Here is a 25,197-nt window from a genome sequence, read left to right as displayed (position 1 = left end):
TCGTGCTGCATCTGCTGCGGTTCCTCATCCGTATCGTCGCCGTCATCCTCTGGATCCTGCTCGGCTTCGCGATCCTGCTCGTCTACTACCAGTGGGCCCCCATCCCGCGCCGCGACGCCCTCTACAAATGGTGGTCCACCGTCATGCTGCGGATCTGCGGCATACGCGTTGATGTCATCGGCGAACCGCTGCCCTTTGGCAGCGGACTGCTCATCGCCAACCACGTCAGCTGGATCGACATCTTCGTGCTCTGCAGCCGCCGCGCCACGATCTTCGTGGCCAAACGGGAAATCAGGCAATGGCCCGTGTTGGGTTGGCTAGTCGCGCTGGTCGGGACCATATTCATCGAACGCGGAAATCGCAAAGCGGTGACCAACGTCGGTATTCAAATGGCCCGTCGGTTTGAGAAGAGTCAGTTGGTGGGCTTGTTTCCGGAAGGCACGACATCGGAAGGGATGGATGTCTTGCCATTCCACGCGGGCCTGTTCGAGCCCGCGCTGCAATCCGGGGTGGCCATCCAACCGGTGGCGTTACGTTATCGCTTGCGCGGGCAACGCAGCAGCTTCGCGTCGTATGTAGGCGATGAAAGTCTCATCGCCAACGCGTGGCGGGTGCTGGGGGAGAGCGGGGTGTCGGTAGACGTGGTGTACCTGCCCCCCATCCGCCGGTCGGACAGCGAAGCCGGCTACGGATCGCGGCATGAGTTGTCGGAAATGACGCGTCGGGCGATCCGGGAACAGGTGGTGGAGGGTGAGTTTGCGCGGCAGAGCGCCTAAGTGACTCAGATGCCACCCAGATCTTCGCTATATGGCGCGTCCGCCGCCAGACGTAATTGCGGTAGCAAGGCAGACGACCTCGGTACCTAACCTGCGGATGCATCTCATGAAAAAAGCGACAAAAAACCCGGCACACCATATGGTATGCCGGGTTTCTTTCGTTCTGCGGTCGACTAGCTGACGACTTAAGCGCGGCCGTAACGATCCTCAAACCGCACAATATCATCCTCACCCAGATACGCACCCGACTGCACTTCGATCAGTTCAAGCGGGATCTTGCCCGGGTTCTCCAGCGCGTGCACCACGCCCACTGGAATGTAGGTCGACTGGTTTTCCGTCAGCAGGATTTCCTTGTCGCCCAGCAGCACCGTAGCTGTACCCGACACCACAATCCAATGTTCAGCACGGTGGTGGTGCATCTGCACCGACAGCTTCTGGCCCGGCTTCACGGTAATCCGCTTCACCTGGTAGCGGCCGCCGTTGTCGATCGAATCGTACGAGCCCCAGGGACGGAACACTTCCCGGTGCGCCGTCACTTCCGACCGCTTCTTGGCCTTCAATTGGTCAACCAGCTTCTTCACGTCCTGGACGCGGTCCATCGGCGCAACCATCACGGCGTCCGACGTCTCGACGATCACCATGTTATCCAGCCCCAGGCCAGCCACCAGTCGGTGCTCAGCGTGGATAAAGCTGTTCGTGACATTGGAGGTGATCACGTCGCCCTTCAGCGCGTTGTTCGACTCGTCGCGATCCAGCGTCGCCCACACCGAACCCCAGGCGCCAACGTCGCTCCAGCCGGCGTCCATCGGCACGACCATGGCCTTGTCAGTCTTTTCCATCACGGCGTAGTCGATCGAGTCGTCAGGCGATGCTGCAAATTGAGCGCTGTCCAGCCGGATGAAGTCCAGGTCGGTCTTGGCGGCATCGAACGCGGCGCGTGCAGCGGTCAACACAGCGGGGCAGTGCTTTTCGAGTTCGGCCAGAATCACCGATGCCTTGAACATGAACATGCCACTGTTCCACAGGTGGCGGCCGCCAGACACGTATTCCTGGGCCGTCTCGGCATTGGGCTTTTCAACAAACGCTTCGACGGCGATCGGCTTCATCGTCGTCGTGGGTTCACCCACGCGGATGTAGCCGTAGCCCGTTTCAGCTGCCGTCGGCACGATGCCAAAGGTCACCAGCTTGCCAGCTTCAGCAGCAGGTTGACCCGCGCGGATCGATGCTTCAAAGGCAGGAATGTCCTTGATGGCGTGGTCAGCAGCCAGCACCAGCAGGATAGGGTCATCGCCCTTGGCCGTCGCGGCAATCGCGGCAGCGGCAATCGCTGGCGCGGTATTGCGGCCGACCGGCTCCAGCAGGATGGCCTGCGGATTGACGTCGATCGCGCGGCATTGTTCGGCCACGATGAAACGGTGCGCTTCATTGCTCACGATGATGGGAGCCAGAGCCCCCGTCGACAGGCCGCGCAGGCGCTCGAGCGTGCCCTGGAACAGGCTGACGTCATCCAGCAATTTGATGAATTGCTTGGGATGCAGCGCGCGAGACAGAGGCCAGAGGCGCGTACCGGAACCGCCTGACAGGATTACGGGGATCATGAAGCAAAGCTCCGCAAGAAAATTTTTTAAGAAAAGGTCAGTGACCTTTGAATCAACCAGGAACTCGATACTGCGGACATTGAACCTGGACGAGCTGCCGGTCATCCAGCCGCACCGCCGTCAGTTGTCCCCCCCACACGCAGCCGGTGTCCAGCCCCAGGATCCCGGGCTGGCGCACCAGCCCCAGGGTCGACCAATGGCCGAACACCACCGTGACCGACGCCGTTGCACGGCCTGGCACGTCAAACCACGGCACATGGCCGGCAGGCGCATCGCCCGCCGCGTCCTTGGCATCGAAGTCCATCGTGCCGTCCAGCGTGCAATAACGCATGCGCGTCAACGCATTGACGATCACCCGCAAACGATCCGGGCCTTGCAGGCTGTCCGACCAAGCTGCCGGCGCATTGCCGTACATTCTGGCCAGAAAATCCCGCCACTTCGGTCCGCGCAAGGCGGACTCGACCTCGGACGCCAACCCAAGCGTCTGGGCCGCTGTCCACGCCGGCAGCACACCCGCATGCACCATCAGGTGCCCGCGTTCAAAGTGCGCCAGTGGCCGCGACCGTATCCACGCCAGCAACTGGTCGGCATCCGGCGCATCCAGGATTTCCTGCGTCGTATCCGACTTGCCCGGCTTCCGGATCCCGGCCGCCACGCCCAGCAGATGCAGGTCATGATTGCCCAGGATACTCACCGCCCGGTTTCCCAGCGCCATGACAGTACGCAGGGTCTTGAGCGATGCCGGACCCCGATTCACCAGATCACCTGCAAACCAGAAACGAGCTTGCGGATCATTGGCAATCTCGGGTCGCGCCAGCAAGGCGTCCAGCGAGTCGCAGCAGCCCTGCAGATCACCGATCGCCCAGATACTCATGCCCGCGACCCCCGCAGCGCCTTCCATCGCCGCGAGATCGTGCTGCCGTACTCGACGATCAGCACCGCCGTCATGGCCAGCACCAGGGCCAACGCATTCGGCCCGACTGCCGTCAACCACGCCGGCCACTTGTTCAGCATGCCGACGTTCAATGACAGCTGATTGAGCATGAAGAACCCGACGCCGAGCAAGATTCCCAGGAACACCTTTGCGCCAACACCACCACGGCGCGTCTGCATGAAGCCCAACGGCGCCGCGATCGTCACCATCACCAACAACGTGAAGGGGTAGATCAGCTTACGCCACACAGCTACGATCTGGCGCTCCGCCACAAGGTGATTTGCGCTCAGGTATCCGATGTAGTCAAAGAGGTCGATGAAAGACATGCGCTCAGGTGTTAGCACCCGGGCAAACAGCAGTTCCGGCGTCAACGAAGTGGGTACCGTGCGCGTCGCTTCCTTGGTAACGGTCACCGGCGGGGTGGTTGCCCGTGAGCCTTTCGCCAGCGCCGACTCAGTCTCGGGGCTGATGGTGTTGACCGTCACGTCAGTCAACGCGAGCTCGCCTGTACCAAAAGCACCACTGACTGCCGTCACCGTCGACGTCAGTTGCCTTGCCGCGTTGAAGTCGTACAGCGTGACCGTTAACGCGCCGCCCCCAGACTGCAACGCGCCGACATTGATGATCCGGTCGCCTTCCGGTGTCGTTTCCTTGAACCAGTAGCCGCTGCGCAACACCCCTGCATTCTTGCCGGCGCTGCCCGTCAAGGACAGCGTCGCCTCGCTTAGCTTGAGTTCTGCTGCCGGCGTAAGAAACTCGGCCAAAATCAGTGCAAATATCACCACCGGGATCGTCACGATCCACAGCATTACCAGCATCCGCATTCCGCTGATGCCCGACACCCGCAAGATCACCAGCTCGTGCCGCTGCGCCAGCCCCGCAAGCGCAAGGATCGACCCAATCAGCAAGCCGATAGGCAAGATATCGTATAGGCGGGTGGGAAGGGCCAGCAGCTCAAGAAAGAGCAGGTGGTAGATCTTGAAGTCGCCGCGGCCAACCTTGTCCAGGTCGTCCACAAGCGCAAAAAACGTAAACAGGCCCACCAGTGCCATAAGCACAACGGCGGACGAGCGGTAGATCTCAGTGGCGAGGTAGCGGCGGGCAGTTTTCACTTGGACAGCGCAGGTCTAGACAAGCTGCAGTGTAAAGGAAGCGCCCGCCGGAGCCCTCACTCGAAGCCGTGGTACTTGCGACCCAGCGCGACTGTTGCTTCGAACAGACCCGCCTTGTTGCCGCAGTCATAGCGCTTGCCTTCGTAGCGATGGGCAAACACCTTGCGCTGGGCGTTCATCAGGGCAGCGATGCCGTCCGTCAGCTGGATCTCACCGCCGGCGCCTTTGCCGATCTTGCGCAGGTGGTCGAAAATTTCGCCTTCGAGCACGTAGCGGCCAACGACTGCGAGAGTCGACGGAGCTTCGGCCGGTGCGGGCTTTTCAACCATGCCGAACACTTCGGCCGTAGCGCCAGTTGCTTCGTGCGTGTCCACGATTCCGTACTTGGACGTGTCCTTGCGTTCCACGTCTTGCACAGCCAGCACGCTGCCGTTGTTGGCACGGGCGACGTCGACCAGCTGCTTGGTAACCGACACATCGGCGTCGATCAGATCATCGGGCAGCAGCACGGCGAAGGGCTCTTTGCCCACAACAGGTTCGGCACACAGCACAGCGTGACCCAGGCCCAGAGGCGCGGGCTGACGGATGAAGATGCAGTTGACGCCAGCGGGCAGGATGCCCCGAACGACTTCGAGCAGCTCTTGCTTGTTCTTGGCAAGGAGTTCGGCTTCCAGGTCAGGCATGGTGTCGAAGTGGTCTTCGATCGCGCGCTTGTTCCGGCCAGTGATGAAAATCAGGTCAGTGATGCCTGCTGCAATCGCCTCTTCCACAGCGTATTGGATCAGCGGCTTGTCGATGACAGGCAGCATCTCTTTAGGCATTGCCTTGGTGGCGGGCAGGAAGCGAGTGCCGAGGCCGGCAACGGGGAATACGGCTTTACGGACAGGATTCATGAAAGCGCTCTTTTTGGGGATGCGTGATTTTGCGATGAACGGCTCGGCTTGTGGCCGCTACTCAGTGAATTTGTAAGCGGCTGTGGGGTTTCAACTGCAGCGCAAACAATAGGACACAAATTAAAAGCCGAGAATCTACAACAGGCTGGCCGACCATCATTGTTTCGCCGAAAGCCGGGGGTAATCCACCGGCATGGCCAGTGTGCTGAACCGGGCATTACGAGGGAAGCGCGACGGAATAAGGCGTGGCTGCAATGTCAAGCTTGGAGCGAACTTGGATGGTGGAGCAATAGCCGCAAAGGACGGCTTCACCGGCCGTAGTAGATTGTGATAATGATTTCCCCCAGCCCTCTGATAAACTCCCCATCGCGCGAAGACAGCCGCTCCTGCGGGTGTCAGACGCTTGTTCAGACCATAGTTCATCTTTCGACGGCACTACTCATTCGACCATGCTCCATCAGGACGATGCCCTAAGTTTCCAGGCGCGTCGGCGAGTGGGATGGCTGTCCGAGCAACAACCCGTTCACTTTGCGTCGTTCGTCCGAATCCACAATTCTCCTGTCAACCGCTGTGTCTAAGCCTGCGGCGACGGGGCGCATTTTTCTGCAGATAATGACCTACACCTACCTTAACCGTCCGCTTCGCGGCACAGCAGCAGCTGCATTCGCTGCGCTGGTCAGTACGTCTGCCTTTGCGCAGTTTTCGTTGAACGGCCTGGGCAGCACTGCGCCAACGTCCAGCGGAAGCACCTACGTTTCTCCGAGCTCAGTTACGGGATCAGGAATGAACGGCGCCCGCGCAACTAGCGCGACGAATAGCGGAGGAATGGGAACAGGACCTTCCACAGGCGCGAACATGCCTGGCATGGCGCCTGGCGCGCCGATCGGAGGCGCAGGAAACAACTCGCTGGATTCCGGGCCCAATACGCTACGGGACTCGCGTGGGCCACAAGACCTGAACATGAACGGTGAGTCAGGGTCGGAAGCCGCGCGGTCCCCAAAAAAAGACACTCGTACGTCTGCGCGTCAACGGCAGATCAGTCAATTTCAGCAGTTTGTCCAGCAGTCGACAGGCCGCCTGTTGCCTGTGTATGGCCAGGATCTCTTCGACCTTCCTGAAGTCACTTATGCGCCCGATGGCGGCGCTCCTGCGCGAGACGATTACGTTCTCGGACCAGGCGATGAGCTACAGGTCCAGGTGTGGGGCGGCGTTGACTACAAAGGCAGCGTCACGATTGATCGGAATGGGCAGGCAAGCATCCCGCGCGTCGGCGTCGTCAACCTGGCCGGAACGCGTGTCGGAGATGTCGAAGCGGTCCTGAGACAAAACATTGGTAGAACGTTCACGAACTTCAACTTGAATGCGAGCTTGGGAAAGCTGCGGTCCATCCAGGTCTACGTCGTGGGGCAAGCGCAGCAGCCGGGCACCTACAACCTGTCTAGTCTCGGTACCCTTGTAAACGCGTTGTTTGCGAGCGGCGGGCCGAACGGAAACGGCAGCATGCGCAATATCGAGTTGAAGCGTGGCGGCAAGGTGGTGACTACCTTTGACCTTTACGACTTCATTGGCCGAGGCGAAAAGGGACGCGACGTACCGTTGGCGTCAGGTGACGTCATTGTCATCCCACCCGTCGGCCCGCGAGTAGCCATTGCAGGCGCGCTGGACAACGCCGCCATCTACGAGCTTAAGCCAGGACAGAACGTCGGCAACTCACTAGGCGATATTCTTACTCTTGGTGGCGGCGTACCGACCCTCGCAACTTCGCACAAGGCATTGATCGAACGCGTGGTGCCGGAGCAGACCCCTCCACGTCAGGTTCAGGACTTGGTCTTAGACAATGCCGGCCTCGCAATGCCACTGCGCGACGGCGACATCGTCACTCTGCTGGGAATCAGTCCAGCGTTTGCTAATGCAGTCACGCTACAGGGCAACGTGGCGGCCCCGCTTCGGTATCGATGGTTCAGGGGAATGAAAGTTAGGGACTTAATTCCGGAGCGCGATGCCCTCATCACGGCTGATTACTACGTCCGTAAAAACCTGCTCGTTCAGAATGCGGAAGCGCTTGGTTCCGACGCAACTAAAGCGGGAAACCAAGTCGATCGCCGTGTGCGCAGTATGGTTGATGAAATTAACTGGGACTACGCGGTTGTTGAAAGACTTGACCGAGACAAGCTCCGGACTCAGTTGATTCCATTTAACCTCGGTCGCGCTGTCCTGCAAGGGGACGAAAGTCAAAACTTGGTCCTGCAACCTGGCGACGTAGTAACCATTCTGAGCCAGAATGATTTGCGTCTGCCGGCGGAAAAGCGTACCAGACTGGTCCGGGTTGAAGGTGAAGTGAGCGCACCGGGCATCTATGAAGTACTGCCAGGCGAAACGATGAGCCAGCTCATACAGCGAGTCGGTGGCATAACGCCGCAAGGCTATGTGTATGGAATCGAAGTCGATCGGGAATCTGTGCGCCAGAAGCAGCAGCAGAACCTTGACTTGCTCATACGTCGGCTGGAGTCGCAACAACAAAGCCAAATTCTTTACATCATGGCCAATAGAAATACGGCCGATGCCGCAGCACAAGCTGCTGTGGCTCAGCAGCAGCAAGCCCTTGCCCGCTCGCAGCTAGAAGCCCTCAGGAAACTTCGGAGTAACGGTCGGATCGCCTTAGAGATGCCTGCAGGCGATGCCGCTATGAGCGTTGCGTCATTGCCTGATTTGCCTTTGGAAGACGGGGACCGGGTAATGGTACCAACAGTACCGAGCTTCGTTTCCGCAGTGGGTGCTATCAATAACGAAAACGTCTTTATCTATAAAAATGGCCGGACTGTTGGCGAGGTCATCAAATCTGCTGGTGTGCGACCGGAAGCCGATCTAAAACAGTTGTTTGTCGTGCGGGCTGACGGCAGCATACTGGCCTCGGGCAGCGGATTTTTCAGCAGCGGTGTTCAGTCTGTAGCCTTGATGCCTGGCGACACTATCGTGGTGCCGGAGAAGCTGGACCGAGAAACCACGGGTAACTTTGTTGCTCGACAACTCAAGGACTGGACGCAGATCTTCTCGCAATTGGGCCTGGGCGTCGCGGCACTTAGCGTTATTAGGGATCTGTAAAGAATGACTCAAACCCACGTAAAAAACATGCCAGACCAGGGATCCGGCTTGTATGCGCTCGATGATGATGAGCTTAGCCTGATCGACGTAATACAGGTTATCGCAGAAAACCTCCGTCTCCTAGTTCTTGGCCCATTAGTCGTCGGTTTGATCGCGCTGGGGATCAGCTTCACGCTCACACCGACCTTTACAGCTACCTCGAGATTTTTGCCACCTCAACAACAACAGAGTGCAGCATTCGGCATGCTTCAGTCGCTTGGAGGGCTAGGGGGACTAGCAGGAGCCGCTGCAGGAATCAAAAATCCGTCAGATCAGTACGTCGCATTCCTTAAAACAAACACCGTGCAGGACTCCGTAATAGACCGCTTCTCACTCCAAGAGCGCTATGAGCAGGAATACCGGCAGTCCGCTCGCAAGCAGCTAGAAGGGAGCACCCGTATTACGGCTGGTAAAGACGGATTAATAAGTATCGATTTCGATGACGCGGATCCTCAATTCGCGGCACGCGTGGCAAACGCATACGTCGATGAATTGGGCGCGCTCCTTAATCGACTCGCTATCACTGAAGCGCAGCAACGTCGGGTGTTCTTCGAGAAACAGCTGGCCTCGACGAAAGACAATTTGATTCGTGCCGAACAAGCATTAGCCGCAAGCGGAGTAAGTCCGTCCGCCCTAAATGCCAATCCTTCGACAGCTTTAGAGGGGCCCGCTCGTTTGCGAGCTCAGGTGACAGCGCAAGAAGTAAAACTGGCTGCAATGCGCAGCTATCTCACAGAGTCAGCTCCCGAATATCGGCAAGCGCAGGCTGAACTATCTGCCTTAAGAGGACAACTCGCGAAGGCTGAAAAGGCACAGCCAGCGACTAGCGCGAGCGGTAATGATTACATCGCAAAGTACCGCGAATTCAAATACCAGGAAACGTTGTTTGACCTCTTCGCGCGGCAGTTTGAAACTGCGAAAATCGACGAGAGCCGAGAGGGCGCGTCAATTCAAGTCGTCGACGAGGCAACACCTCCAGAACTTAAGTCAAAGCCAAAGCGCGCAACCATTGCGGTCGCCACCTCGTTGGCGACAGGATTTTTCCTTCTGATATTCGTTTTCATGCGCCAGATCTTTTGGGCCGGTAAAGATGACCCTGCTACCGCAGCGAAGCTGGGGCGACTCCGACTCACTTTTGCCAAAGCGTTGGGCCGAGTTTGAAATTGGGACAGCTGGCATTTCACCGCTAGGCAATCGTACACCGCAGGAGCATCGCAAATTACATCGATGCTCCCAACTCTAGCAGCGTAATGCTGGCCTGGCTTCGCGCCGAGCAACCGCTGTCATGCTGCTTGCTGCATACATCCCGGGGCGAACTCTTGGTTCACCACACTGGAAGCAGCGGAGAGCCGTCGTCCGCAGCTCGTAGAAGCAACTGCACACATAGTTCCGCTAATCTTAGTTGCTTCTTTCGCGACGCGACTTTGAACATTACAGCCGACTGTACGCAGAGTCAGGCTGGCAATGAGAAACGCCCAAGTACCCGAAGGCAAACATGTCTGTCTATAACCTGATATTGGTGTGGAGTTTATCGATCCAGGTGGTCGGTGCATACTCTATATGGTTCAGCCGTACCAACATCGTTACCCATGTATCGGCCGGGTTTATAGTAATCGGCTATATTATCCCAGGACTATTCACCAAATACTACACAGGATTTTCTGAAGATATCCTTGATCTGTATGTCTGGACTTCCTTCATCGGTGGGATTGCCTACTTAGCCGGCCTCCAGGCTTCGCGCTTTTATTCATTACGCAAGCAGTGGATAGTCAACAAAATAGCAGTTTTTAAAACAGCGCATTTTGAGCGCAACGCAGCGAAGCAGTTGAAGATCTTGCTCATAGTCGCGATCGGTTCCCTGATCCTCGGGTATGCCATTATGGGATTCGTACCGATGTTTGCTGCCGACCCGTTGTCTGCGAAGCAATTCAAAGGGGAGTACCGGGACAGTTACTTGAGAGCAGCGTGGATCTTTCGATCTGGCTTCATGATCGCCATCTTCGTAATGCCAATCGCCGCGGTTTATTCATTTATCACTAAGAAACGATGGTTCTTAGCTGCCAGCGTCGTACTTGGCTTCCTCATTCTCGTGTCGCTGGCGAAAGGCGCGGCAGCAATATGGTTGATTTTCGCCGTTGGAGTACTGGCCGTACGGAAGAGGCGTTGGTTCATTTTATATTTTTTGTTCGTCATCGGTGTCAATCTCGCCGGTAGCATCTTTAATTACGTTCTGTCGCTCTTGACCGGCCTGCAAACATTCACAGTGAGTGACAGTACTTACGGTTTCGCAGACCTCGTCGCAGCGGGGGCACCTGACATGGTCGATCAACTGAACTTGCTGCAGGCCTTTGTCTCGCACGGCTCACCTTGGACTTTCGGCCGAACCTTCCTAGGTGGCCTAGTCCCATTCTCCTATCAATGGAACCCTTCCGTGTGGACATTGGACCAGCTTAATGACGGCGCTGATGTCACAGAGATTGTCTCAGGAGGTCTACGCCTGCCCGTCTCATTGTGGGGCTACGTTAGCTTCGGATGGGTCGGTGTGGTGGTTGTTCCGGCACTATCAGGCTTCGTACTCGGCTGCTTCATGCGCATAGCCAAGAAAATCATATTGGCAACAGACGACCCTTTTGTTCTCGCTGTGCTAACGGTGGTACTTAGCTACGCTCTCATACCACTGTCCGCATTTTACATCTGGAGCTTGTACTTGTTTCCGGCTGTGCTTATTTCCATATTTCTACTTCAGCGGAAGCGCATAGTGCTCATGCCAGGCCGATACATGTCTAAGTTGGCGAGGGCAACGCCTTCCGCAACTCCGAAATAAGTACGTAACGAACCACAACGCCGGCGTCGAGTGTCCTAGCTCAACGGTTCGGCCCGGCCGGGCACCTTGAACTTCACGACCGAATGGAATCTCAGTTAACAGAAATGAAGACTAATAATTTTGATCTACTGCGGTTTGCGCTCGCGTTCATGGTCATGTTATTTCACATTGGAATGTTGTCCGAAGCGGAAGAATTGCGACCGTTGACGCTCATTTCAGGAGCTTTCGCGGTGAATGCGTTCTTCGTCATAAGCGGCTTTCTTATCTGTATGAGCTGCGAAAGGGCTAGTTCTATTTTCGATTATGCGATTAAGCGACTCCGGCGCGTCTACCCTGCTTATCTAGTTGCGATAATATTTACGTTTCTTATCGGCGTCCTGTTTACCAAGCTCGAATTGCATAAATTCTTCACGTCGAGCGAAACATATAGGTATCTCGCCTACAACCTCATTTTCCTCAACTTCAAGCAGGTGAGCTTGCCAGGCGTCTTTAGCGATCACGTCGACGTAGGCATGAACGGGTCGCTGTGGACGCTAAAAATTGAGATAATGTTCTATGCACTCGTTCCATTTCTTCTAATTGCGTGCAGAAGACTTGGCACGACCCGAGTGCTCTTAATAGGCTACGTGCTTTCAGTCACATACCGAGTCGGATTTTTGTACCTTTTTGACGCGACGGGGGATGAAGTGTATAGCCGATTTGGAAAACAACTCCCCGGACAGCTTTGCTTCTTTCTCTCAGGGGCGTTTTTCTATTTCTGGGCGAAGTCGAACCGCGCTGTGCCGTGGTGGGCTGCCTTGACCGGAATCGTTATTTACAACGTGCCATATGATTACTTGCAGATCTCTTTGGGGCCATTCGGGCTGGCAGCCTCAGTGTCTTGGTTTGCTTTAAACGCAATGCATTTTGGCAGATTTGGCAAGTATGGTGACATGTCATACGGGATTTATGTATATCATTTCCCCCTCGTCCAAGTGGCCGTAAGTCTCGGGCTTTTTGCTGCTAATCCATACGCTTCGACGTTTGCATTGTGTTTGATTGTCTTGTTGCTGTCTCTGCTTTCATGGAAATACGTGGAAAATCCTTGGTTGCGACGTCGAACAAGTTGATTCTTTTCTAAGGAAGGGAGGCTGCACGAGCTACCTATTCTTCCAAATCTCATCATGGAATTGGTAGTGGGCCCCTTCGGAAGCGTTGACTGGAGAAGCTTAGTAAAAATGGCGCCTCATTCCCGCTCTGACCAATCTAGTCGGAGCGACACCACCAGTAATGATGCCAGCGAGATCTGACGTAAACATTTAATGACGAATCAAGTTCAAATTTCGATCCCCTTTCATACGATCCACCATCAGCAAATTGGCGGTACCGAGTCCTCTTTGTATAATCTAGCGAAGGGCTTACATCAAGCGTCTGCACGACTCACCCTAGCATATTCTGACGAGCGCCGTCTGGCTCCGGAATTCCGGGCTTGGATACAAACAAGTCGCGTAGCCACACAAATGACTTGCCGCATACCGGGGCCTAAAAGCGGCCGTTTCCTTGAGGAGTCGATTTTTGAACTCCGCCGTGCCGACGATAGCTGGGTACTGTATCCGAACTATTTTGTGCCTCCGGCTTGGGGTCGACGTAAGCCGACGGCAGTTTTGCTCCACGACATTCAGTACAAACTGCTTCCGGAGTATCACTCTGATCGTAGGAAAAAATGGCTGGATTACTATCTGCCAAGAATGTTTAAGCGCGCGGACGTGGTTTTCCTAATATCAGAGTTTGAAAGGCAACAAGTTCTTGAATTTTTTGGCGATGAGTTCGGCCGGAAGTGTCGGGTGATATACAACGCAATCGACTTCGAAAGATTTGGAGACGGCTCGGCGACGGCAGGTGCCGTTGTGGCGGCGGAAGCCCCTTACATTCTTACTGTTTGCCATCAATTCCCGCATAAGAACGTAGTCACCCTTTTACGCGCGTTCGAACTAGTAGCGAAATCCGATCCGCGGGTGCAGCTATACCTCGTTGGAAAACAGTCCGAAGAAAATAAGCAGTTCGTCACTCGGTCTTTATCCGAACAAACAGCGAAACGGGTGCGCTTGTTAGGCTACGTATCAGACGCCGAGTTGGGTACTTACTATCGAAACGCTGCGCTCTTCGCGCTGCCTTCGCTTTACGAAGGGTTTGGCATGCCGGCGATAGAAGCTTTGGGCCTTGGCGTTCCAACACTTCTAAGCGGTATTGCTTCGCTCAAAGAAATCACATTAGGCGAGGCACATTACATAACAGACCCGACAAGTGTAGATATGTGGGCTAGCGGAATGCTCGACCTTTTAGCTGACCCGCTGTCTCGAGCTCATACTTTACAACGCAGTCACAAGATACGAGCTCTTTACGAGCCCCGGAAGGTTGCAGGGAATCTGTTGACCCATTTAACATAATACTAGACGGGGTCAGGGGTCACCTTAGTCGGCCCTTTCAATGCCTTGCACTCATTATGCGTCTGGGTGTCAGGACCTAACTTGCATTCTCGGATCCGAATTAACCGCTGATCTCTTTCCCCGAATTCTCAATGACCGACCTTCACGATAAAAAAATTCTCTTGATAATGCCGAATTTTTTCGGCTACGAGCGGCAAATTTCTGCGAAGTTGCGAGATAAAGGCGCTGAGGTAATTTTTTTTGGCGACCGACCATCCCTAAACACCGCCACGAAGGTAGTTACACGAATTCATCCCGGCCTTCTTAAGCCGTGGTCAGATAGGTACTTCAGGAAGCTGATCTCGAGCCATCCCCCTGGTTACTTTGACTTTATTTTAGTTATCAAAGGAGAGGGAATGAGCGTCGCGATTACCAAGGAATTATTCGCGAAGTTTTCGCGTGCGAAAAAGATATTTTATCTTTGGGACAGTTTCAGGAATTCGAAGGGCGCCTTTGCTAAGCTGCCTCTATTCGATAGCGTACTCACCTTCGATCCAATCGATGCAACGAGTACGCCTAGTGTACGTTTTAGGCCGCTCTTCTTCGCTGATTCCTATGTATCAATAACGGCTTCGCCAGATCCGGTCATAGACCTGTTGTTCGTTGGTACGGCTCATACTGACAGGTACCCCATCCTAAAGAGACTTCAACGAGCACTGCCGGACGGCGCCAGAGTGCACTTCTACTTGTTCCTGGCTAGCAAACTGGTTTTTTGGGGACGTAGGCTGATGGATCGGCGACTACGGGGCGCACGTTACGAGGAGTTTAAATTCACTCCATTGTCCGCGTCCGAGAATGCGGCTCTGTTCCGGCAGTCGTTGGCAATTGCTGACGTCGAACGAAAAGTGCAGCGAGGGCTGACGATGAGGACCCTCGAGGTAATGGCATCAGGAAAAAAGCTTATTACAACGAACGCCGACGTAAAGAACTATGACTTTTACGACGCTAATAACGTACTCGTGATCGACCGCGATCGGCCCTTCGTACCACCGGAATTCCTCGTCACCCCGTTCATACCGATAAAGCAGAACGTCCTATACAGATACAGCTTGGAAAGTTGGCTAAACGAGGTGTTTGAGTAATATAAAGGACGAAAGTTGGTACGAGTTTAAATTTCTTACGAGCGACTTGGGAACACTCGAACCGTCCGACATTTTTTACCGAGACGTCGACGGCTATGCGTTGAAGTCAGCGGTCATACTAGCTTTGTCGAAATTCCGTCGATCAGTGCTTGGAAGACTTTTCTCCGGCGGTCAGGTGTGAACCGTAAGCTCTTAGCTGCCATTGCAGCAGTGGTATACGAAATCGCGACTAATTTTAAGAAAGCAGGAAGATTTTTGCGCGCAAAGAATAAACGATTCCTAGTGGCATAATATAGGCTAAACAAGCTGTCATTGCCGCCGGTTGAAAAACTTACTTTGTGGAAAAGTTCGTAGGTCGGAACATACAGGATCGAGTGCCCACGCTGACGCATACGCCATACGAAATCGGTGTCATCATAATATACGAAGTATTGCTCATCCATTAACCCGATGTCGTGAAACACTTCGGGTTTTAAAATCATAAAGCAGGTCGGCGCGTATTCGGTGACGCCAGCAGTGTTGTGCTGTCCTGCGTCTTCTTCCATATCTCCCAGGTGCGGCGAGATAGCTTTAAGCTTCGAAATATGGCCGCCGGCGCACCAAATCGTTCGCGTACCAAAATAAAGCATTTTTGGTACGCTGGCCGAAACGCCTTCCCGTGTCATGGCATCGATCATCCCAGCAATCATGTTGGGGTCGCCAAACTCGACATCATTATTCGATAAAACAACGTAGTCGACGTTCGCTGCAAGGGCCATTTCGATCCCTTGATTGTTGCCTTTAGCAACGCCTAGATTTGCATCGTTGAACACTGTGGTGACGGCGATGCCGTATTCGGCGCCTAATTTCGTCGAGATTTCACATCCTTCCCGTGTGGCACTGTTATCGATCACGAAAACCGACAGGTCGATATTTCGCTGGCTATGGAGGCTGCTGAAAAAACCCGGCAAGACATCGTTGCTGTTAAATAGAACGGTGACAACGGCAACTTTAATCATAATTTTCTCGATAGTTCCGGCGTTGTATGCTTCGGTAGCCTCGAAGTCGCGGCCCTTGGCACGTCACACCGTTTAGGCAAACGGACACGCGATGAATCGGGGTGGTAGCATAATCGGATCGATGTTGCGAGGCCATTCGCAAGCCTAGCGACTACCGCTCCCCGCCCGATGCGCTCTCTGCATATACCAGCCAGTAAAGCGACTGGTGTAATTGCGTCAGCAGGCCAAGCTAAATCAGCCCCTATACAGACCCTTAGCCTTCATTTCGGCAATACTGGCTTCGTACTTGTCAACTTGCACTGCCTGACTGTTGACCCAGGCCGTGAAATGTTTGATCCCCTCAGTAAAACTGACTTTAGGCTCAAACCCAAGTTCTTTGCGTGCTTTTGTAAGGTCCGCAAAATTGTGACGGATGTCTCCCAACCGGTACGCGCCAGTAGTCGTGACTGGGACCGACGCGTGGTAAGCCTCGATAAGGCGTTCTGCGACTTCCTTGACAGTTGTTGCGACGCCTGAACCGATCCCGAAGACCTTGCTGTCCTTTCCATCACGCAGCAAAGCAAGCGTTGTCGCTTGGACAACATCACTGATGTAAACGAAATCCCGGCTTTCGAGGCCATCCTCAAATATGCTTATCGGGTTGCCGTTCTTGATCCGAGTAGAGAAGATGGACAAGATGCCGGTGTAGGGATTGCTTAACGATTGGCCAGGGCCGTATACGTTTTGGTAGCGAAGCGCTGTGGCAGCGATGCCGAGGCTCCCGCAGACCGTAAGCACCATCTGCTCTTGGTTAAGTTTGGTGATTCCGTAAACAGATGAAGGATGGAGTTTCGACTCCTCGTCCGTTGCAGTCAGGATCAGCGGCTCGCCCGATTCGGGGTCGTCGTGCTCGAATTTGCCAGCTGCTAGGTTGGCTTCCGTGCGCGCGCCGGGATAGACGTATTGACCGTTCTGATTTTTGTATTTCCCTTCACCGTAGATAGACCGTGACGAAGCAACTACAACCCGTTGCACGGAATGACCCTCATTTGCGAGCAAATCTAGAAGGATTGCGGTGCCACCGACGTTTACGTCGACGTACTTCTTGATCTCGTACATCGACTGGCCCGTCCCGGTCTCTGCAGCAAGGTGTACGACGGCATCCTGGCCCTGCAAGGCGGATCGCCAGCATTCCCTATCTGTAACTGTCCCTTCAACAAACTGGACGTGGCCAGCGATAGAAAGATAAAGCTCCGACGTGCTCTTTGCATTGGCACCGTGAATCTGCTTGGACAAGTTGTCCAATACGGTGACCTCGTGGCCCAGGCTGACAAGGTGCAAAGCAAGATTTGACCCGATAAATCCGGCCCCACCAGTTATTAGAACTTTCATGATTAATCCAATACGTTAGAGATACTTGACCTCGAAGTACCTGTGCAGTACTTCACTACCTAGAAAAAAAAACGCCTGTCGCATGAGCTGACCACCCAGATCAAACGTCTCCGTTTAAGATCGGCTGAGCTTGCGCAATCGCACCGCAAAAATGCAGAAAAGTGTGAGCGCATAAGCGCTTAAGGCAGCGCCGCCACTTGGACTGGCCTTGTTGTCGACCATTAAGCATCAAAGCTGACTTCTCGTGTCATAAGCTTCGTTTTGGACGACGACAGCGCCTTGACGCTGCACCATCGTGCGTGCGGCGACCGTTACCTATAGCGCCTAGTAGTCCGGCGCCCGGTCTGGAACGCTTGAGATCAACTGCGGATACATGCCCGGTTTCAGCTTACGTAGTATGTGGTTCGCCAAGCCGGGAGCTAGGCCAAAGCCAAGTCTCAGCGACAATAGAGCTATCTTGCCCTTTACGTCAAAACGCTTGTACATCAGCTTGAACGCGCTCGGTGGCAAGGGCTTCCGTTGCAAAAAATGACCAATGGCGATCCAAAGCAGCGGCTTCTGGCGTAACCTCGTTTCACGTAAATTTGATTGCTCTTGAAAACCCTCGTACATCGTCAGTGACGCTTCCCACGCTCCGAGAAATCCTTTCATTAGATTCCAACGGGGTAAGTCGGCCTCGTGCTCTGTAAGTATCGGTAGTACTAGCACTTTAAGGCCTTCGCGGGATATCAGCGGGCCGTAGATAGCACTATAAGAATGTAGATGGCCAAGCGACTTGGCGTAGGCATCTCTCAGGAATGGCCGAATTGCTTGGCTTCGGCAAACCATCCTACCGACTTGTAGGACATGCATTCCGACTTGATCGTAGTCACTGGCGAAATAACGATCGATAACGATATGCTGAGTGCCAACTCCATCTGAGGAATGGGTATCCAGCAAAAGAAGTGTTGACGTACTGGTATTCGCTAGTTCACAGAGAATCTCGGGCAGCAGACTGAAATCTATCCGATCGTCGTCGCCAATCATCCACACCCACTGGCCTGTCGCCGCTTCGAGGACCCTCAAATAGTTAACGTCGGCACCTAGGTTAGTGCCATTTCGCAATGCACGGAACCGATGCGCAGTATCGCCCTGAAATCTCATAATGAGTTCCCAGGTTTGATCGGTACTCCCGTTGTCGCAAACGAGAATTTCCACGTCTTCAGTGGCGCACGCGCTCAGCAGCTGAAGCTGCTCCTTGAGCAGCAGCTCCCTATTCCAGGTTGGGATGCCGATCGTTAAACGAGGCTGCGTAATATTTCCTGCGGAAGCAGCGGATTCAACGAATTCAAGTTTCACATCTTCTCCCTGCTTAGCTGCCGAAAAATGATCGGAAATCGCCAACCGGTGGTTATTGCAAGAGACAGAAGTTGGGCGATCATGATGCCAGGCAGACCTGCAAGAATGCAGCCCATAATGGAGAGAGGGACATTGAGGACGCCATGGGTAAGCACAGCGCCTACGGTGCGATGCTGGTTCCTGGTGGCAAAGATCGAGATGGTTACCGAGTCAACTAGCGCCCTAACTGCCATGAATGCCACAGCTGCGACAATAAAGTAGGGATCGGATAGCTCAACAGCTCCGCCGGTGAGCTTATATACAATCGGATCAATCGTGAAGATGATCGCCGTTCCCATTACCGTCCAGAAAGCGGCGGTGCTCAGCATCGACTGTTTTAGCACGGCGCGTGCACCTCCTTTGTCATGGACATTCCACGCATTTCCCACCGTATGCCAAAGCTTTGCTATAAACACAGTGTTAAGGGTATAGACGGCCATAATAACTTTCATCGCCACGTCAAGTTTGGCTGTGTCCTCGGGAGACAGGAAATAAAACGAAACGACTCGATCTATCTGGAATGCGGCAAGAGCTGCAGTATTAAGTAGCAAGAACGGGTAAGCAGATCTGGAGAGCAACCGAAGCCGTCGTAACGACGGTTTTGCGCGGACAGTGATTGTTCCGAAAGCGCGGTAGGACTCGAGCGTGTGCATGGATGCTCGCGCCAGCAACATTGCCAATCCATAGGCCAACGTAATCGCGAAAAGCCGTTGATGCTGTTCAACCTGCACAAGCCGCACGACCACGAGCATCGATCCGACGGTTAAGGCGGATGTGAAAAATGCCCATGCCATACTCCTGGTGATCTCACCTCGGGCGTTTAGAAGTCCCTGGGTCAAAGAGAACGGGACAGCTGCGAGAGAAAGTCCAATCCCGGTCGCAAACGGTCGCAGTTCGGCCGTCGCAGCACTGTGCCAACTCCATGGGAGCGCTAGCACGAGCAGTGGGACGGAAACTATCGCGCTGGCGGCGGTCACTACCAGGAATGAAGTATCCAAATAGGTCTTTGAACCGCGTAAAAACTTTCGCTGGTCAAACTTGTTTATTATGCCCGTACACGTTTCGATAAGGCCCAGTCCGAAGAGGCTGGTCCACATGACTATCGACTGAATCAGCGCGAAACGACCCAAGTCGGTGATGCCCAAAAAAGGCGCGATGATTGTTACTGAGAGGACACTCAACAACAGCGTAACAGCCCTGATGGCTACTGCGCTAAGTTTGGAGAACATGTGTTGACGTTGCTCACGCTAGTTTTCGGATTGCTTGGGATTAATGACGTCGTCGCCACGGTTTCGAGGATGAGAGTCTGCGGGTTTAGCGGCTGATGAGTCTAAGGAGCGAGCCGCTCGGCACTACCTGAGCTTGGGCGGCGCTCTTGCGAACTCACGCTCGCACCCGAGGACGCGCTACCACATTAAGGCATGCTTGCGCGCCGCCGCGGGAGGTAAAGAAAGATTCGAAAGACACGCAACGGCAAGCCTATGACACTGCTGCACATAAAAGGATGGTCATGCTTTGGCTGTAACCCACGCGCCCTCCTGAGCGTCGAATTGGCGAATAATACGGGCGGGGTTTCCGCCGATTACAGAATTAGCAGGAAAACTCTTGGTTACGACGCTGTTCGCCGCCACAACACAGTGTTGACCAAGCTGAACGCCACTTGAAATAAATACGTTCGCGCCGATCCAGCTATGCTTTCCAATGGATACTGGCCCTTTCGTCACTAACGGTGTTGCCAGAATCGGAATGGCCAAGTCGGTGTAGTCGTGATCGAAATCTGTGATGAATACGTTGTAGCCGAAGGCGACGCCTTCGCCCACCGTGATGCTGGACACTGCACTTAGCTTGAGCCCGTTGTTAGCAAAGACCCCGTCACCAATTGTTATCCTGCCGTCGTACGTCGCCTCGGCGTACTTGCTCACCGAGTACAGGACGCAGCCGGCTTCGATACGAACATCCTTCCCGATGGCAATGTTGGACGGGTTGAAGATTTGGGACGGCTTCTTAACCCACGTACGATTGCCGACCGATTGGAACTGCGTTCTATACAAGGTTTGCGTAACCACGCGAGCTGCAAGGCAGCCTATTTTGTATCGCTTTTCAAAGTAGGGAGCGCAAATGAAACGAGCAATTTTGACGAACATGGACATAAAGGCCTGGTAAAGGTGGATCGTACTCTGCGGGAACTTGAGTCACCGTAATCTCTATCCTTTCACCCAGGTCTTTAGTCCCCGTAGCGGCGCAACCGGCAGCAGCAACAGCGCAACGCTGGCACCTACAATCCGCCAAGTCGATAGTCGTTTCTTGTCTGCGAACGCGAAATATGGATAAACGCTCTTCTTGAATGATTGCCAATTCAAGCTGCTGGTAGACCTGAGACTTGCAAGAGTACGGACTTTGACGAATCGCTCAACCACCTTCTGGACAGCGATCCTTCGGGTCGGAAGATCGTAACAATCGGTCGGCAGTAAATTTATGACGGTCATCCAGAGGCGGAACTGGATGTCCAGAAAGCTCTTCATCCAAGTCGCATTACCGGTTCGGTATTGGATCAAAGGCGCAGCAACGAACTTGGCTGGCTGTCGAGTGCGGCAAAGAGCCTCAAATATAATCCCCACGTGTACGAACACAGTATCGAGGTACCGCTCTGATTTAACTGAGTTCCAGAGAGTGCGTCGCACCACAAACGCTCCCACGTAGGTCGTGTACCAGGAGATTTCTCGTAAGAACTCGCGGTGGTCTGTGTACACCTTATCCGAATAAACACCAGTGAGGTTTTCCTCGAGGCATTGGCTCATGTCCGCGCTCATTGCCATGCTATTTATCAGAAAGAAACCGACCGTCGGATTCGAGCTGATCTCTGATAGGACTTTGTCGATCGCTCCCGGAACAGGAAGGTCGTCGTCGCCGAATATCCAGAAAAATTCCGTATTAGCCATTGATGCGACTTTTACGAAGTTGCGATCAAGTCCCACGTTAACTTCGTTTTTTTCGTATCGAATATGAGGGTATACCGAGCCAAGCGACGAAACGGCATGGCGCGTTTTGTCGTCTTCGCTGTTATCCGCGATGACAATTTCAATGGCATGAGGCCTAGCCTGCTTGATGAGCTCGAGCAAAGTGGCATGCAGTATCGTCGGACGCCCATAGGTCGGGACGCAAATCGTTAGTTTGGTGTTCATGAGTACTGTTGACCGGGTAAGCGTACTGTTCTGCCAATCGCAGAGGCGCACTAAACACAAAGCGAAGAATTGGTCTCTTGGCACGAAAACGGCTAGACGCCTTAAGCGGCATTTCGTTTGGAAGGTGCTTGGGCGCGCCTAGGCCAACCTAATCTAACCTACGTTCTTACAATATTCTGGTCGACCCACTTAAGCATTTGGACCACGCCATCTCTCGCGTTTACCTGGGGACTCCAGTCCAGCATGCTTTTGGCCTTAGCCAAGTCAGCTACGAAGACGCGTTGATCACTTTCGCGCGGTGGTAGCTTGGCATAATTCAGCTTTGTACCGATGGCTTCCGACAGAACATCAAACAATTCCAGCAAGGACAGGCTGTTCTCTATACCCCCACCGATGTTAAATGCATTTCCTGCAGCCTCATTAATGCGGCTGGCGGCGTTGAAGTACAGGCTAATCATGTCATCGGCGTGCAGTACATCCCGAACCTGCTTGCCGTTGCCTGATATCGTGAAGCTGGTCTTTGAACCATGCGAAGCTTCAGCTGCCTTCTGGCAGAACCAGCCGACCCACCCTTGATCAGCGGTTGCAAACTGACGCCCGCCGTACATCGAAGAGTGTCGGAAGACGATAGTTTTCAAGCCGAAAATTCGGTTGTAGTCCAAAAGATACTGATCAGCAGCACCTTTCGAACAACCATAGGGCGAGTGGAAATCTAGCGGTGTGGTTTCATCAAATCCGCGCGGGCGTTCAACGCATTGATAACGTGTCGCCGTTTCCTGATACGCATACTGTTCCAGATCGCCATAGACTTTGTTTGTGGATGAGTAAATGATGCCTGTTGCTGGCGAATGTTTCCGGATTGCCTCCAGCACATTGAGAGTTCCAAGAGCATTGACTTCGAAGTCCATTCTCGGGTTAGCGATTGATGTCGTCATAGCGACCTGACCGGCTAAGTGGAAGACGACGTCGGGCATGAACGACGCGACTACTCGATCAACGTCGTTCGTATTGCGAATATCGCCGTGCACGAACGAGAAATTACCTTTGGATTGAAGCCAATGGAGGTTGCTCAAGGATCCGCTGCGGTACAGGCTGTCGAAAACACACAGGTCTATACCATGTTCGAGCGCATGGGCAGCGAGATTGCTGCCAAGGAAGCCGCAACCGCCGGTGATTAAAATCTTCATGTAGGTGATTCCAGATTGAGTGTCTTTCGCAAACCCGCTTCAATGTCGAAGGCAGGTGCCCAGCCAAGTTCGCGCATGCGAGTGGTATCCGCGCAGCAAGACATCGCCTCGTTTGCGCGGTACGGTAGCGCGCCGAATACCAGTTCGGTTGTGGAGCCAGTTACCCGATGAGCGGTTTCTACAAACGTTCTGATCGAGGGGGCGACGCCTGATCCGACTTCGATGTGTTCAAACGGAGCAAGCTTTTCGAAGCTGTTCACCAGAACGTCGTACGCGTCCACAACGTCATCAATGTAGATAAAATCCCGCAGCTGCTCACCGGCCGTCAGATCGAGTCTGGACATATTGGAACGGCAGGAGCGCAACACGTGGGTTGTAAACTTTGTGGCTGCGTCGTGCGGTCCGTACATATGCTGCAGAAGGACGTTAATGAACTGGATCTGGTTTGGAAAAACCTTGACTACCGATTCGCCCCAGTCAGTCATTTGCCACTTGCTTAGCGCATAAAAGTTCGTCGACGGCTCTAACACTGTGCCAGTGTTGATGAACCTGCCCACGCCGACACCTTTTAGCTGGCTTTGAAGCAGGAGTACGCCGAAGCGAACGTTCGCATCCAGCATTTGCGATAGCGACTCGCCGCTCCTACCGTATGAGCATGCGGTGTTTACGATGACGTCCGGCGCGGACGCTTGGACGATTTCTTCGACATCTGCATCCGACGAGTATGCAGCTGCAACCAAATCGCCTATATCGAGGCTTTTCAGTTTTTCTGCTGACGCCGACCGGACTATCGCCGTGACGTCATGACCGGCATGGACCCAGCGGCGCGCCAGCGCGCTGCCCAGGAAACCTGTAGCTCCAGTGAGCAGTATCTTCATTTCTAATGCCAAAAATTGAGGTAGCGACAGGCCCTGTAACTGCAGACGAGGAAACAGCGTTAAAAGTTGACGCCCAGGAACGTCTCGATCTTTTCAACGCTGTAATCGAGCATTTCTTTAGTCAAGCCTGGGTAAAGCCCGATCCAGAACGTCTGGTTCATGATCCGGTCGGTATTCGTCAGTTCCCCGGAGATCCGGAAATTGCGACCCAGCATGTAGGGTTGCCGCGTCAGGTTGCCCGCGAAGAGCAAACGCGTGCCGATCTTGTTCTGATCCAGATAGGTCGTCAGGTCCAGACGTGTGACACCTGCGTCCTCCTTCACCGTGATCGGATAACCGAACCACGACGGGTCGGCCTTTTCGGTCGCTTCCGGGAGGATGAGAAAATCTTCGCAGCTCTGGAGCTTTTCGGTCAGGTAAGCGAAGTTGTCCTTGCGAGCCTGCACGAAGCCTTCAAGACGGTCCATCTGTGCAAGCGCGCACGCAGCCTGCATATCCGAGATCTTCAGGTTGTAGCCAAGGTGCGAGTACGTGTATTTGTGGTCGTAGCCTTCGGGCAGGGTACCCAGCTTCCAGCAGAAGCGCTTGTTGCAGGTGTTGTCCTTACCTGGAGGGCAGTAGCAATCACGGCCCCAGTCACGGAACGATTCCGCGATCATCTTGAGTTCGTAGTCGTTCGTGAAGACGGCGCCGCCTTCGCCCATCGTGATGTGGTGTGCCGGGTAGAAGCTCAGCGTGGCGATATCGCCGAAGGTGCCGACGACCTTGCCGTTGTACGTGGTGCCGAGGGCGTCACAGCAATCTTCGATGAGCCACAGGTTGTGCTTCTTGCACAGTGCAACAACCGTGTCGAGGTCGAACGTATTGCCCAGCGTGTGGGCAATCATGACCGCCTTCGTCTTCGGCGTGATGGCCGCTTCGATCAGCGAGGCGTCGGCGTTGTAGGTGCCCATTTTGACGTCGACGAACACAGGAACGGCGCCAAATTGCAGGATGGGGTTGACGGTCGTCGGGAAGCCCGCAGCGACGCTGATGACTTCGTCGCCCGGCTTGACAGCACGGTCGCCCAACTTGTGGGACGTCAGCGTCGAAAACGCGACCAAGTTGGCCGACGAACCCGAGTTGACCGTCATGACGTGATTAACGCCAAGGAATTTGGCCAGGCGGGCTTCGAACATGTCGTTAAATCGGCCGGTGGTAAGCCATCCATCGAGGGACGCATCGACCATCAGTTGGAGTTCTGGCGCGCCAATGACCTTGCCCGACGGGGGTACAACGGAGACGCCCGGTACGAATTCTTTCGCAGCGGTGGACAAGGCACCATATTGGCCGACGAGCTGGATGATTTGCTCGCGAATCTGTTCTTTGCTCATGGTGCT

At 54.3% G+C, this 25,197-nt stretch carries 20 protein-coding genes; 7 read left to right on the top strand and 13 right to left on the bottom strand.

The annotated features are described in order from the left end of the window. Window positions 1-5: 5 nt before the first annotated feature. The gene (locus tag IE116_RS11935) at window positions 6-776 is read left to right on the top strand and encodes a lysophospholipid acyltransferase family protein (protein ID WP_189614585.1); all 771 of its coding nucleotides are present in this window, start codon (window positions 6-8) and stop codon (window positions 774-776) included. Window positions 777-961: 185 nt separating this feature from the next. Here the strand turns inward: IE116_RS11935 and IE116_RS11930 are convergent, their stop codons facing one another. Genes IE116_RS11930 through galU form a run of 4 tightly spaced genes read right to left on the bottom strand, consistent with a single transcriptional unit; the run spans window position 962 to window position 5,313 of the window. After that, complete coding sequence (locus IE116_RS11930; RefSeq protein ID WP_189612682.1) at window positions 962-2,374, bottom strand: mannose-1-phosphate guanylyltransferase/mannose-6-phosphate isomerase; 1,413 nt, start codon at window positions 2,372-2,374, stop codon at window positions 962-964. A 52-nt stretch (window positions 2,375-2,426) separates the two neighbouring features. Next, window positions 2,427-3,248, bottom strand: coding sequence for a symmetrical bis(5'-nucleosyl)-tetraphosphatase (locus IE116_RS11925; protein WP_189612680.1), 822 nt, complete (start codon window positions 3,246-3,248; stop codon window positions 2,427-2,429). After that, window positions 3,245-4,420: an LPS export ABC transporter permease LptG gene (gene lptG, locus IE116_RS11920; RefSeq protein ID WP_189612679.1), complete on the bottom strand. Its 1,176-nt coding sequence runs from the start codon at window positions 4,418-4,420 to the stop codon at window positions 3,245-3,247. The genes IE116_RS11925 and lptG overlap by 4 nt, the downstream gene beginning before the upstream one ends. 56 nt (window positions 4,421-4,476) lie before the next feature. Next, a complete protein-coding gene (gene galU / locus IE116_RS11915; RefSeq protein WP_189612677.1) occupies window positions 4,477-5,313 on the bottom strand; it encodes a UTP--glucose-1-phosphate uridylyltransferase GalU in 837 nt (278 codons plus the stop codon). A 612-nt stretch (window positions 5,314-5,925) separates the two neighbouring features. On the opposite strand from galU, the gene IE116_RS11910 reads away from it, so the two are divergent. The 6 genes from IE116_RS11910 to IE116_RS11885 all read left to right on the top strand — a co-directional run bounded on the left by IE116_RS11910 (window position 5,926) and on the right by IE116_RS11885 (window position 14,825). Next, window positions 5,926-8,415 carry a polysaccharide biosynthesis/export family protein gene (locus IE116_RS11910; RefSeq protein ID WP_229828113.1) on the top strand — a complete coding sequence of 830 codons (2,490 nt, stop codon included), beginning with the start codon at window positions 5,926-5,928 and terminating at the stop codon, window positions 8,413-8,415. Between the two features lie 3 nt (window positions 8,416-8,418). Next, window positions 8,419-9,615: a Wzz/FepE/Etk N-terminal domain-containing protein gene (locus IE116_RS11905; RefSeq protein WP_229828112.1), complete on the top strand. Its 1,197-nt coding sequence runs from the start codon at window positions 8,419-8,421 to the stop codon at window positions 9,613-9,615. A 334-nt stretch (window positions 9,616-9,949) separates the two neighbouring features. Then, window positions 9,950-11,278, top strand: a complete 1,329-nt coding sequence (locus IE116_RS11900) for a hypothetical protein (RefSeq protein ID WP_189612675.1) — start codon at window positions 9,950-9,952, stop codon at window positions 11,276-11,278. A gap of 104 nt (window positions 11,279-11,382) precedes the next feature. Beyond that, a complete protein-coding gene (locus IE116_RS11895) occupies window positions 11,383-12,387 on the top strand; it encodes an acyltransferase family protein (protein WP_189612673.1) in 1,005 nt (334 codons plus the stop codon). A 192-nt stretch (window positions 12,388-12,579) separates the two neighbouring features. Next, window positions 12,580-13,704, top strand: coding sequence for a glycosyltransferase family 4 protein (locus IE116_RS11890; protein WP_189612671.1), 1,125 nt, complete (start codon window positions 12,580-12,582; stop codon window positions 13,702-13,704). Between the two features lie 131 nt (window positions 13,705-13,835). Further along, window positions 13,836-14,825, top strand: a complete 990-nt coding sequence (locus tag IE116_RS11885; RefSeq protein ID WP_189612669.1) for a WaaS/CpsH family glycosyltransferase — start codon at window positions 13,836-13,838, stop codon at window positions 14,823-14,825. 113 nt (window positions 14,826-14,938) lie between these two features. On the opposite strand, the gene IE116_RS11880 is transcribed toward IE116_RS11885, so the two are convergent. From IE116_RS11880 to rfbH, 9 genes are all read right to left on the bottom strand, one after another. Beyond that, entirely contained in the window at window positions 14,939-15,823 is an 885-nt protein-coding gene (locus tag IE116_RS11880) for a glycosyltransferase family 2 protein (protein WP_189612668.1), read from the bottom strand. A 234-nt stretch (window positions 15,824-16,057) separates the two neighbouring features. Next, window positions 16,058-17,194, bottom strand: coding sequence for an NAD-dependent epimerase/dehydratase family protein (locus IE116_RS11875; RefSeq protein ID WP_189612666.1), 1,137 nt, complete (start codon window positions 17,192-17,194; stop codon window positions 16,058-16,060). Between the two features lie 324 nt (window positions 17,195-17,518). After that, window positions 17,519-18,532: a glycosyltransferase family 2 protein gene (locus IE116_RS11870; RefSeq protein WP_189612664.1), complete on the bottom strand. Its 1,014-nt coding sequence runs from the start codon at window positions 18,530-18,532 to the stop codon at window positions 17,519-17,521. Beyond that, a complete protein-coding gene (locus IE116_RS11865) occupies window positions 18,529-19,800 on the bottom strand; it encodes a lipopolysaccharide biosynthesis protein (protein ID WP_189612662.1) in 1,272 nt (423 codons plus the stop codon). Before IE116_RS11865 ends, IE116_RS11870 begins: the two co-directional genes overlap by 4 nt. A gap of 279 nt (window positions 19,801-20,079) precedes the next feature. Then, window positions 20,080-20,715 (bottom strand): acyltransferase, encoded by a 636-nt coding sequence (locus IE116_RS26125; RefSeq protein WP_189612661.1) that lies wholly within the window; start codon window positions 20,713-20,715, stop codon window positions 20,080-20,082. Window positions 20,716-20,775: 60 nt separating this feature from the next. Next, entirely contained in the window at window positions 20,776-21,753 is a 978-nt protein-coding gene (locus IE116_RS11855; protein ID WP_189612659.1) for a glycosyltransferase family 2 protein, read from the bottom strand. A 158-nt stretch (window positions 21,754-21,911) separates the two neighbouring features. Next, window positions 21,912-22,940: an NAD-dependent epimerase/dehydratase family protein gene (locus IE116_RS11850; RefSeq protein ID WP_189612658.1), complete on the bottom strand. Its 1,029-nt coding sequence runs from the start codon at window positions 22,938-22,940 to the stop codon at window positions 21,912-21,914. Further along, window positions 22,937-23,818 carry an NAD-dependent epimerase/dehydratase family protein gene (locus tag IE116_RS11845; protein WP_189612656.1) on the bottom strand — a complete coding sequence of 294 codons (882 nt, stop codon included), beginning with the start codon at window positions 23,816-23,818 and terminating at the stop codon, window positions 22,937-22,939. The genes IE116_RS11850 and IE116_RS11845 overlap by 4 nt, the downstream gene beginning before the upstream one ends. 59 nt (window positions 23,819-23,877) lie before the next feature. Continuing rightward, window positions 23,878-25,191, bottom strand: coding sequence for a lipopolysaccharide biosynthesis protein RfbH (rfbH, locus tag IE116_RS11840; protein ID WP_189612655.1), 1,314 nt, complete (start codon window positions 25,189-25,191; stop codon window positions 23,878-23,880). Window positions 25,192-25,197 lie beyond the last annotated feature (6 nt).

Origin of the sequence: Pigmentiphaga litoralis (assembly GCF_014651835.1) — a bacterium.
Taxonomy (GTDB): domain Bacteria; phylum Pseudomonadota; class Gammaproteobacteria; order Burkholderiales; family Burkholderiaceae_B; genus Pigmentiphaga; species Pigmentiphaga litoralis.
Note: the sequence above shows the minus strand (reverse complement) of the source record. Positions and strands in the feature narration are given on the sequence as shown.